An 11,997-nucleotide genomic window follows, 5' to 3' on the forward strand; every position below is an offset into this window, starting at 1 on the left:
GGCTCCAAGTCCAGCGGGAACCAGACCATACGGCTCACCGATGCGAAGCAATCCGTCCCACACTGCCGGTGCATTCGCAGCGGGCACATAAAATTCAAAGCCGTCTTCCCCCGTGTATCCGGTGCGGGAGACGAGCGCTTTTGCTCCGAACAATTGCACATCCTCGCTGAATCGGAAGGAGGCCAGCTTTGTAATGTCCGTGTCTGTCACGGCTGCGGCAATACGCGCAGCTTCAGGTCCTTGCAACGCCAGCAGTGCCACCGCATCTGATACGTTTTCCAGATGAACGGATGCAGGCGCATGGCGAAGCAGCCAATCCCAATCCTTATCGATGTTGGAGGCATTCACAACAAGCATGTAACGCTCCGGCCCTTTGTAGTAGACAAGCAGGTCGTCTACTACACCTCCATCCGGGTAACACAGGAGCGAATATTGGGCCTTGCCCGGCTCCAATTGGCTGACATCGTTCGTCGTCACCTGTTGCAGAAATGCTTCGGCTTCCTGGCCCTCGACCAAGAATTCACCCATATGCGATACATCGAATAATCCTGCACGTTGCCGAACGGCCTCATGTTCCTTTTGAATGCCACTGAACTGTACAGGCAGCTCCCAGCCGCCAAAATCAATGCAACGAACCCCCGACAGCGTGCTGTAGGATGAATGCAGCGGCGTTTTTCGCAAGTTAGTCATTTTTCCACTCCTATCTGGTGTGATCGGCTAAACAAAAAAGACAGGCCGAAAAAAACGTATGAACGGCAGTCCACACACTTTTTTTCAGCTCTGTCCTTGATACCTGAGAGTTACCCCGGCGTGTACCGGGTTTCCCCTTGGGTGATCCGCCTGTATAGCGAATGCTCTCCAGAGATGCGTCCGGCAGAGGTCCTTTTGCCTGAGAGATTCACCTGCGGTGCAGGTTTACTCCTTCGGCGCTGCCTCTGATCAGCTATACGTCATCCGGTCCTGCCGGTAACAGCTTGATCCGACTCGCTTGCTGCCTTGTTTTACAGGTGGCAACAGCGATGCGAGTGTTGGCAGTCTCTCCCTCCACGTTCATCCGCGTTTCCAATTATCGGGTGTTTCCAAAAGCACTTGTTATAACCCATTAATACGCAAATTTATTTGAAATGTCAACAAAAATGTCATGAAAAACATTATTAAAAACATTTTATTCATAAATAAGGATATGTAAGCGTTTATTATAATCTGTCGTATTTTTAGTTAGAAAGATATATGGAGTAATGAGAAATATTTTTGTTAGTATTATTGACATGATAGTTCTAGTTGTCATAATCTTAACCTGTCATAGATGGGTAGGCGAAACGATGTAATCCATATGAAAGCGAGGCGGAGCAGGATGAGTGAAGTGAAGCAGCAATTGTGGTACACGGAAGAACATGAATGGGTTCAGCGCACAAAGGATGGAACGGTACGAATCGGTATTACGGACTTTGCACAGCATCAACTGGGCGATATCGTTTTTGTGGAGCTGCCTGGGGAGGGAGCAGCGATTGAGCAGGGGGTGGAGATTGGTACTATTGAATCGGTAAAGACAGTATCCGACTTGTTCGCTCCAGTAACGGGAACGGTGTTGAAGGTGAATGAAGCGTTGGAAAGTACGCCTGAGCTGGTGAACGAATCTCCCTACGAAAAAGGCTGGATGATCGAAGTGAAGATTGGGGAAGATCTGGAGGAAGCACTAAGCAAGCTGCTGTCTGCGGATCAGTACGAGCAGTTGACTGCCAATGAGTAATAATGGGGCAAAGTAGATTAAATAACTGAATAAGGGCGGCGTTTGTCCGCTCGATTTTGTATAAAAATAGTCGCGATGAATTGGCATAGCGGCTATTTTTTGCTGTCTTTTTTGCGAGCGTAATTACGTGTTTTCCTCTTGTTTAGAGGATGGATTTCGCACATAAATTGTACCTATGATGCTCCGCGCCTGCTGCTCGATGAGCCTACCAGCAATTTGGGCTATCCTGATTTTTTGGCGGTTTTTGACATGCATGTGAAGGGATAAAGGGAATTATTTAGGGTGCTTGGAGGGCTGCTGCTGTAGCCTGTTCATAGTTTTGTCATAAAATGGAGTGTGCGTGTGAAATGAAAGCAGCATCCGTATTTGAAATCATCCGACTTTTCAAGCTTGTCTTATTTTGATAGCCTAGTAGGTAAGGATTTTTGTGAAATCCTGAGGTATATTGACAAGTCGTAAACATCATAAATGATGGATGAACAGAGGCTGAAAGCCGATGTACAGAAATGGGTGGTGAACAGGAATGTCTGATTTCAATCAACTCAAGGAGCTTGAGCACACAACATATCCCACATATGAAGGCGATGATTTGGGTCTTACTTATACGCCTGCGGGCAGCATGTTTAAAGTATGGGCACCGACTGCGAAGCAGGTTCATGTAGCGCTGTATGACAACGCTGGATTGTACGATCAGGAAGGTAACGTTCAGGACCATAGCGGTGGCCGGGAATTTCCGATGAGCCGTGATGAGCGTGGTGTATGGTCCGTAGAGCTGGAAGGCGACTGGAACAAGTATTATTACATGTACAGGCTGGAATGGGCAGACCGCACACTTCATTATGCCGCCGACCCTTATGCGACAGCGGTATCAGCCAATGGACAGCGCACGGCAATCGTTGATTTGGCTCAAACCCATCCGGACGGATGGAAAGAGGACGCTGGACCCACACTTGCCCGGGCTACGGATGCCATTATATATGAGCTTCATGTGCGTGATTTTTCAATGGATACACATTTTAATACTGGAGAAAAAGGCTTATCTGCCGCACAAGGACAGTTTGCAGCCTTTACGTATACGGGACTAAAAGATTCGGGGGGCAACAGCATCGGACTGGATCATTTGCTGGAGCTGGGCATTACACATGTCCATCTGCTTCCGGTAGCTGATTTCCATACGGTAAATGATTTTGCGGGACAGGGCACGGAATATAACTGGGGCTATGATCCCCAGCACTATAATGTGCCGGAGGGATCTTATTCTTCCAATCCGGCTGACCCGGAGGCACGTATACGGGAGTTGAAGCTGCTGGTGCAATCCCTGCATACTGCTGGCATCGGTGTCATTATGGACGTCGTGTACAACCATACTTTCTCGGTGGAAAAAGGGCCGTTCGACCCTGTTGTACCGGGTTACTATTACCGTACGGATGAGCATGGGCAGCTTTCCAACGGCTCGGGTGTGGGCAATGAGGTGGCCAGCGAACGCCCCATGGTTCGCAAGTATATCAAGGATTCACTGCGCTATTGGGCAGAGGAATATCATATAGACGGCTTCCGTTTTGATCTGATGGCACTGATTGATACGCCGACTATGGAGCAGCTTACACAGGAGCTTCGCTCTGAGGTTCGTCCCGATCTGCTTATCTATGGAGAGCCTTGGACGGGGGGAGAATCCCCGCAGCCTCTGCTGACGTTAAAAGGAACACAACGGGACAAAGGCTTTGCCGTCTTCAATGACAACTACCGTTCTGCTATTAAGGGTGACAGTGATGGTACCGCAAGTGGCTTTGCCACGGGGGCATGGGATCAGGAGGAACTGGTGCTTAAAGGTGTTTTTGGAGCTATTCATGATTTTACAGCCCAACCTTCGGAAACGGTCAATTATGTCACGGCTCACGATAATCTCAATCTGTGGGATAAAATTTTGACGGTGCGGAATTTGCGGGAGCGCTGTGGTTATCCACAATGGGAGCAGGGTCAGCCGCAGGATGGGAGAACGGCCGAACAAGCCGTGGCGGAAGCAGACCCGTACCGGGACGTGAATGAGCATGAATTGCTGGAGGATGAAACCGTACGCAAATCCTTGCTGGCAAACGGCATGGTGCTGACCTCCCAGGGTATTCCCTTTATCCATGCAGGTGATGAACTGTTGCGCTCCAAATATGGAGACCATAATAGCTACCGTAGTGTGGATGTGGTGAATGCTATTCGCTGGGAGAACAAGGCGAGATTTCGCCCCGTATTTGATTACTATCAGGGGTTAATCGCTTTACGGCGCAGTCATCCGGCATTCCGGATGGATCACCGGGAGCTGGTGGAGCAGCATATGGAAGTGCTGCACAGCAGCGGGCATGTGGTAGCTTTTGCATTGAGGCACCATGCTAACGGCGATGCATGGAATCAGATTGTGGTGATTTATAACGGCTCGGATACGGAGCAGACAATACTGCTGCCTGCGGAATCGGATCGATGGCATGTCGTTGTGGATGCTCACGGGGCTGGAAATGAGATACGGTATGAAGTAGCAGGCCATCGTGTGACCGTTTCGCGCTGGTCGATGATGGTACTGTATGATCAGGAGGAACCCGCTCAGCCATCCTTTTTGACCGGACAGGATCAGACTAGCGAGCTGGTGAAGAACGGATTGGAAGGTTCGGATGAGGGAACAGACCAAGAAATCGCAGGTCACTACGAAGAAGCGGCGTTGTATCGCACCATTGAGTTGATTTACGAGCGTACGGATCGACAATATTCCGGCTGGAATGTATGGGTATGGGGCACTGGATGGCGGGACGGACATGTAGAATTGAGTGAATTGGATGATGGTCGCGCAGTAGCGCGTATTCAAGTGGCTCCTCATGTGCGGCGTATCGGCTACATCGTCCGCCTCAATCAGTGGGATGCCAAGGATATTGAGGCCGATCGGTATATTGATGTAGACCTGACCCGATCTGTGATGCAGGTATTGATTCATAGTGGCAGAGAAGAATATTTGCTGTTGGTCAACGACAACCGGGCGGGATAGCTTTATTTTTCAGAGATGCATTTTTCGATGATTTCGAGAAATGCTATTTTTTTATGCAAACGTGTGTCAGTTTCAGAAAAAAGGGGTAATATAAAATTATGGACTTGTTTGGTTTTGCCAGCTTGCTGGCTTATACCTTGTAGTACGACTGGTAAACAGGCAAGATTCTTGAGGAATAATCATTTGTAAGGTAACCTGAAGGAGGTTGTATATCATGAGTTCTAATGGAGGAAGTATTCAACTGACCGCCCAGCCGAGAACAGAGAAGAAGGGTTCGGCACTTCGTGGATTGAGGTTAAAAGGACGGATTCCAGCTGTGATTTACGGCTCTGAGCTTGAAGGAACCCCTGTACATGTCGATGCCAAGGAATTTAATAAAGTAGTCAGAACCGGACGTTCAGAGGTGTTCAACCTCACCGTAGAGGGTGGAGAAACCATTCCCGTCATCATTAAAGACTATCAGCAACGTGACAACCAGTGGTTGCATGCCGATTTTCTGAAAATTTCCAAAAACAAGCCGCTTCGCGTGCGTGTTTCTATTGACTATCAAGGTACACCTGTAGGTACAAAAACGGGCGGTATTCTGCAAATTCAGGAAACCGAAGTCGAAGTCGAGGGTCTTCCTGCTGACCTGCCATCTACCATTGAGGTGGATGTATCCGCACTGGATGTCGGCGACAAGGTGAGCGCAAGCGACCTGAAACTCCCTAAAGGAGTAACGTTGCACGTTCCTGAGGAAGAGCTGCTTGCATCCATTATTGTTCCGCGTGCGGTTGAGGTGGAAAATGCTGCTGTGGCAGGCGATGCAGCTGCAACAGAAGGTACTGAAGCGGCTTCTGAAAACAAGGAATCCTGATGCTGAAGGTCATCGGATAGATGAGTGCCTACCTACTGAAGACGGCTATTCAAAGATAAATTTAAAATCGCTCCCTGATTAGGGGGGGCGATTTTTTTGTGTTTAAATAACATGCGATTACATCCATCTAGAGATGATTTTATTTTATGATTTGGTAATTAAAGGTGACTGAAATTTTTAGTACGACCATCATTCAATACGCGTTCTGATATGACGATATATAAAGTATGGCGTTTACGTTTTTATTTTATAAATACCTAATATATATCTAAGGAGTGCGTACACAATCATGGACAGAATGACTGAATTGTTGTGGCAAAGAAACAAATTGGTGATCCTTATTTTCTGGATTATGGCCTTGAGTGGCATCGTCCCGGCATTATCTAATCCCTCGATGTGGATATCTAATGGTGTGGGCTTGGCCGTCGCTGTAACTTTGGCGATCCTGAATGTAAAAAAGAAAGGTATCCATGTAATTCCGTGGATTACTACGTTTTTCAGCGTATTGTTTTGTATTTATTTGAACTTATCGAGTGTAGATGTGGTTACCACCATCTTAATCTGCTCCTTGGCTTTGCTTTACCCCTCTTACCGTTATTTTCTGGTAGCTATGTCCTTAAATCTATGTAATATCTTTGTGCAAATTACAATCGGTACGCCGCCAGATCCTCGTGTTACCGGATTATTGCGCTATGTTGATGAGTTTTTTGTTGTTTTATTAATTGGTATACTGCTGTTAGTGGTATCGGTATTGAATCAAAAGCAGTTTCAAAAAAGTGAAGAGCAAAATAAGGATATTAATGCGACAAGGCAACGTATTGAGTTTCTATTCGAGCAGGTTAGACAAGCTGTGGCTGGATTGTATAGCTTTACCGAGCGTTTTAGAAATCAGGTGGATGCCACCGGCAGTGTGACGAATGAAGTCGCTATCGGTTTTCAGGAGGTCGCCAAAGGTGTAGAAATGCAAGCTTCGAATATCACCGAGGTTACGGATAACTTGTCCCAATCGGATCAGCATATTTGTGATGTCGCAGATCATTCCAGAGAGCTGAAGCAGCTATCCGAAGATACTAAAAATGCGGGGGGGAAAGGAAGCAGCCAGCTACTCGCATTAACGTCCCAAATTTCCGATTTGGGTCAGGTTATGAGCCGTACCAAGGAAGAATTGGATGAATTTAAAATACAAAGTGATAACATGTCTTCCATGCTTAACGATATTACTCAAATCTCAAAGCAAACGAATTTGCTCTCCCTAAATGCATCCATTGAGGCCGCCAGAGCAGGGGAGCATGGCAAAGGATTTGCCGTCGTGGCTGGAGAGGTGCGGCATTTGGCTGAAATGGTAGGCAGCACCTCAGTGGCGATGGAGGGCATTTTGACCCAACTGAGAACTCAAATGGATTCGGTTGTAAGTCAATTTGATATTGGCCAGCAAAGATTACAGCAAAGTATGGAATCGGCACATTCAACCGAGGCTGTACTGGAAGACATCCTGCAAAATGCCAATAAAGTGCTGCTTCAGGCCGTGGAAGTAGAGGCCAGTACGACCAGTATGCAGCAATTCTCATCCCAGGTCGTTCAGGAGATGACGGAATTTGCAAGTGTAACGGAACAAGCCAGTGCGGCGTCGGAACAAATCTTGGCTGGTGTGGAGGAGCAACGAAATATAACCTCCAACATGGTGGCTGGCTTCGGTGAGCTGGAGACGCTGATTATCCAATTGAAAGAGCTAGTGCAGGAAAAGAATGAGGACAATAGCCATACCGGAACCAGCAAAAGCAAATAATTGAATAGCTTCATCATCGGGCTAATGAGCCGGGGAATATCGCTATCAAGTGGTAATCCCCGGTTTTTTACTGCTGTATGATGGAGAGTTGAGAGTGTATTTCTAAAAGCTATAATTTGATGGAAGTTGATGGTATAATTTGTGGCAGTTTAAATGCTTCGTATTTAGGGGGAATGATCATGATCATGGGAAAGCAACCGCCCAAATTAAAGGCTGGAGACGAGATACGCATTCTTTCGCCATCCAGAAGTTTGTCTATCGTTTCTGAGGAAAATCGCCTGATCGCCCAGCAAAGGCTGGAGCAACTCGGATTTACGGTGAGCTTTTCGCAACATGTGCTGGAAAGCGATGATTTTACATCTTCCTCCATAGAATCCAGAGTAACAGATTTGCACGAAGCTTTTGCCGATCCGAAGGTGAAGGGCATTCTGACTGCCATTGGAGGGTATAATGCTAATCAGCTCCTTGCCCACCTTGACTATGAGCTGATTGGAGCTCATCCTAAACGGTTATGTGGTTATTCGGATATTACTGCTTTAAGTCATGCCATATATGCAAAAACAGGGCTTATCACGTATGCAGGGCCTCATTTTTTGACATTTGGCATGCAGCAAGGGAATGAATATACGACAGCGTATTTTCAAAGGATGATGTTGGAAGAGGGCAGTATTCAAATCCAGTCTTCGCCAGAGTGGAGTGACGATACATGGTATTTGGATCAGGATCAACGAATCTTTCACCGCAATGTCGGGCCTTATGCGATTCACGCAGGAGAAGCACACGGTACGATTGTGGGTGGAAACCTATGTACCCTGAATTTGTTGCAGGGAACGCAGTATATGCCGAGTCTGGAAGGAACGATTTTATTTGTTGAGGATGATTATGAAAGCTCTCCTGCTACGTTTGATCGGGATTTGCAATCATTGCTGCACCAGCCGGGATTCGATCAGGTGAGAGGAATCATCATCGGACGTTTTCAGCAGGCATCTCATATGACGGAAAAGTTGCTGCGGCAAATCATTAGCTCGAGAAAGGAACTGGCCTCTATTCCGGTGATCGCAGATGCGGATTTCGGACACACCACACCGCAATTTACATATCCGATTGGTGGGAAGGCGAGTATTCGTGCCCGGAATAACAGGATTGATCTTGAAATATGTGAATAGTGAGAGTGGTACAAGGCTTGATGAATGGGTTTATATTTGGGAGGAACGCATGTGAACGGCTTTTTAGAAATGCTGATGCAGCTATTTGAACGCGCAGCGTTGTTGCTGATTTGTCTATTTTTTATTACCCGTATCCCCCGATTTAAGGAGACCTTGCAAAAGAACAGCCATTCCCCGGCAGAGCTGACGCTATTAACGATTATTTTTTGCATGTTTGCGCTGTTTGGCACGTATACGGGGATCGAAGTGGAAGGATCGCTCGTCAATGTCCGGATTATTGCGATTATGGCGGGTGGCATCTTGTTCGGACCGTGGGTCGGGATTATTACGGGTATTGTATCGGGTATTCACCGTTATCTGATTGATATTGGGGGAGTGACCTCGATTCCGTGTCTGATTACGAGTATTCTGGCAGGTGTGGTATCGGGATATATCGGGCGCCGGGTCGACCGCTCCAAGAGGTGGCTGGTCGGTATTGCCGCCGGGATGATCTGCGAAATATTGACGATGCTGCTCATTCTGGTGATGGCACAACCGTACGAGCTTGGTTTGGACATCGTTTCAAAGATCGGTCTGCCGATGATTATCGGGCAAGTCAGCGTCGGTCTGATCGTTCTGCTGATTCAGAGTGTCGAGGGGGAAAAGGAAAATATCGCGGCCAGACAGGCCAAGCTGGCACTAGATATTGCCAACAAGACGCTGCCTTATTTTCGCTGCATTAATGCTGAATCGCTGCATACCATTTGTTCGATCATTAAGGAGGATATCAAGGCGGATGCAGTGGCGATTACGGATATCAAAGATGTCTTGGCCTACGTTGGTTTTGGCGAGGAACGTTATCATATCGGCGACGAGATCATCAGTGATGTGACCAAATCGACCATACGCAGCGGTAAAATCACCATTCGCAACCATATTGCCGACGATAAAACACCTCAAATCCAGTCTCTGCTCATTATCCCGCTGGAGGAACGGGGAGAGGTGACCGGAACCCTGAAAATTTACTACCGCAAAGCTTATAAAATCACGTATCCGTTGCAAACAATGGCGATTGGCTTGTCCCAAATTATTTCTACATTAATGGAAGTATCGCGTGTGGAGCAAATTAAGGAAGCGGCGAATAAAGCCGAGTTGAAGGCGCTCCAGACTAAAATCAATCCGCATTTTCTGTTCAACGCGCTGAACGCCATTGCCTCTACGACACGCACCAAGCCGGATAAAGCACGAGAGCTGATCATTAATTTGTCTGGATATCTACGTTATAATTTGGAGCTGAATGATGATTTGATCGAAATTCATAAGGAGCTTCAGCAGGTGTCTGATTACGTGGAAATTGAAATAGCCCGCTTCGGCAACCGGCTTCAGGTGAAGTATGTGATGGATGAGGTGTCCGTGCGCATTCCAAGCCTTATCATCCAGCCGCTGGTTGAGAATGCGATTAATCATGGAATTCTCAAAAAAAAGGGACTAGGCACAGTTACCATTTCCGTAAAAGATCGAGGGGAAAAAGTACGGATTTCTGTGGCAGATACAGGAGTAGGCATACGGGATGATGTTGTGGATAACCTGTATCATGATCGGGTTCCAGCCAAACAAATTGGCTTGTATAATGTGCATAGACGGCTCAAGCTCATGTATGGAGAAGGGGTTATTATTCTCAAGCATGAGCCAGGCACCGAAGTTTATTTTGACATACCAAAGGAGCAGTCATGAAGGCCATCATTGTAGAAGATGAAATTCCGGCGCGTGAAGAGCTGGAGTATCTTATTCAGACCCACAGCCATATTGAAGTGACGGACAGCTTTGAGGACGGGCTGGACGTATTCCGTTTTTTGCAGGACCATGAGACGGACGCTATTTTTCTCGATATTAACATTCCTTCTCTGGACGGGATGCTGCTGGCGCAGAACATTAGCAAATTTGCCAAAAAGCCTTATATTATTTTTACGACCGCCTATAAAGAGCATGCTGCGCAGGCTTTCGAACTGGAGGCATTTGATTACATTCTCAAGCCGTATGATGAAAAGCGGATCGCTGCCATGCTGCGCAAGCTTGAAAATGCTTATGGGCAACGGAACGTCCAAGTACAGGAGACTGCCCAGCCTGCGCAGCCCCGACCTGCTAAAACCAGTACGGCTAGCGCTTCGGGCCGTATTAATCTGCTGAAAAGCGACAAAATCATCGTAACGGATGCGAACGATATTTATTATGCGTGCGCACAGGAAAAGGTCACCCGAGTCTTTACAAGACATGAGGAATATACGATGCCGATGAGCATCTCGGAATTTCATGCCCGACTGCCGCAGCAGGACTTTTTTCGCTGTCACCGATCCTATACGGTTAATCTGTCGCAGATCCGTGAAATTGTACCTTGGTTCAATCATACGTATCTCCTGCGCTTGCGTGGTCTGGACGCGGAGATTCCGGTGAGCCGTAGCAAGGCCAAGGAATTTCGGCAAATTATGCGGCTATAAAGGCATTTCATTCCGCTTTAAGTGCATTTCATTCCTCAAACGATTTCTGGCTGACATGCAGGGTTATAATAATCCATGTAGAGAGAATCCTTACCGACTTGCTCCTCCACAGACGCAAAGTGTACTGGATTCCCGGTTATCATGATAACAAATTGACGCTGTAGAGCCGGAATGAAAAGAGGAGATTTATATGAAAACAAACAGCGGAAACCGTTGGCTGGTCGTACTTGGAACGATTATTGTCCAGATGGGATTAGGAACCATTTACACATGGAGTTTATTTAATCAACCGTTGGTGGACCGCTTTGGCTGGAACCTCAGTTCGGTCGCCATTACATTTTCAATTACCAGTTTTGCACTGGCGTTTGCTACGTTATTCGCAGGCAAGCTACAGGATAAATGGGGACTACGTCGTCTGATTTTGTGCGCGGGCGTCGTGTTGGGCGCTGGACTCATGCTCAGCTCACAGGTAACGTCCCTGTCCCTGCTGTACATTTTGGCGGGAATTGTCGTAGGATTTGCGGATGGAACGGCTTATATTACATCACTGTCGAATCTGATCAAATGGTTCCCTGAGAAAAAAGGACTTATTTCCGGTATCTCGGTTGGCGCGTACGGAACGGGCAGTCTTATATTTAAGTATATCAATGGTTCACTGATTCAGTCCGTTGGCGTATCGCAGGCGTTTCTATATTGGGGCATGATCGTGCTGATCATGATTGTGGGCGGTTCTTTCCTGGTACGGGAAGCAGCAGTTGTGAACAAGCCTTCAGTACAAAATGGAGTTGTGCAGCGTGACTACACCGTTAAAGAAATGCTGCGCACCAAGCAGGCTTATCTGCTATTCGTCATGTTCTTCACAGCTTGTATGAGTGGCTTGTATCTGATTGGAGTTGTAAAAGATATCGGCGTACGGATGGCGGGTCTGGATGTAGCTACA

General features: G+C 47.2%; 9 protein-coding genes and 2 riboswitches. Of the genes, 8 read left to right on the top strand and 1 reads right to left on the bottom strand.

Annotated features, from left to right (window positions below; all coding sequences use genetic code 11):
- Nucleotides 1-690, bottom strand: a 690-nt coding sequence (gene gcvT, locus L696_RS0109420; RefSeq protein ID WP_025683421.1) for a glycine cleavage system aminomethyltransferase GcvT, incomplete at its 3' end; no start/stop codon positions are given.
- 80 nt (nucleotides 691-770) lie between these two features.
- A riboswitch (glycine riboswitch) is annotated at nucleotides 771-867 on the bottom strand.
- Nucleotides 868-1,054, bottom strand: a riboswitch (glycine riboswitch).
- 300 nt (nucleotides 1,055-1,354) lie between these two features.
- On the opposite strand from gcvT, the gene gcvH reads away from it, so the two are divergent.
- The 8 genes from gcvH to L696_RS0109460 form a co-directional block, all read left to right on the top strand.
- On the top strand, nucleotides 1,355-1,750 hold the full coding sequence (gene gcvH / locus L696_RS0109425; RefSeq protein WP_025683422.1) for a glycine cleavage system protein GcvH: 396 nt from the start codon (nucleotides 1,355-1,357) through the stop codon (nucleotides 1,748-1,750).
- 523 nt (nucleotides 1,751-2,273) lie between these two features.
- On the top strand, nucleotides 2,274-4,775 hold the full coding sequence (gene pulA / locus L696_RS0109430; RefSeq protein ID WP_025683423.1) for a type I pullulanase: 2,502 nt from the start codon (nucleotides 2,274-2,276) through the stop codon (nucleotides 4,773-4,775).
- Nucleotides 4,776-4,989: 214 nt separating this feature from the next.
- Nucleotides 4,990-5,631 carry a 50S ribosomal protein L25 gene (locus L696_RS0109435; RefSeq protein ID WP_025683424.1) on the top strand — a complete coding sequence of 214 codons (642 nt, stop codon included), beginning with the start codon at nucleotides 4,990-4,992 and terminating at the stop codon, nucleotides 5,629-5,631.
- Nucleotides 5,632-5,920: 289 nt separating this feature from the next.
- Nucleotides 5,921-7,417: a methyl-accepting chemotaxis protein gene (locus tag L696_RS0109440; RefSeq protein ID WP_025683425.1), complete on the top strand. Its 1,497-nt coding sequence runs from the start codon at nucleotides 5,921-5,923 to the stop codon at nucleotides 7,415-7,417.
- Between the two features lie 179 nt (nucleotides 7,418-7,596).
- Nucleotides 7,597-8,583, top strand: coding sequence for a S66 family peptidase (locus L696_RS0109445; protein ID WP_025683426.1), 987 nt, complete (start codon nucleotides 7,597-7,599; stop codon nucleotides 8,581-8,583).
- Nucleotides 8,584-8,634: 51 nt separating this feature from the next.
- Nucleotides 8,635-10,296, top strand: a complete 1,662-nt coding sequence (locus L696_RS0109450; protein WP_025683427.1) for a sensor histidine kinase — start codon at nucleotides 8,635-8,637, stop codon at nucleotides 10,294-10,296.
- A complete protein-coding gene (locus tag L696_RS0109455; protein ID WP_025683428.1) occupies nucleotides 10,293-11,057 on the top strand; it encodes a LytR/AlgR family response regulator transcription factor in 765 nt (254 codons plus the stop codon). The genes L696_RS0109450 and L696_RS0109455 overlap by 4 nt, the downstream gene beginning before the upstream one ends.
- A 190-nt stretch (nucleotides 11,058-11,247) precedes the next feature.
- The coding region (locus L696_RS0109460) for an OFA family MFS transporter (RefSeq protein ID WP_025683429.1) at nucleotides 11,248-11,997 on the top strand (750 nt) is incomplete at its 3' end.

It is taken from the genome of Paenibacillus maysiensis (assembly GCF_000520815.1).
Taxonomy (GTDB): domain Bacteria; phylum Bacillota; class Bacilli; order Paenibacillales; family Paenibacillaceae; genus Paenibacillus; species Paenibacillus maysiensis.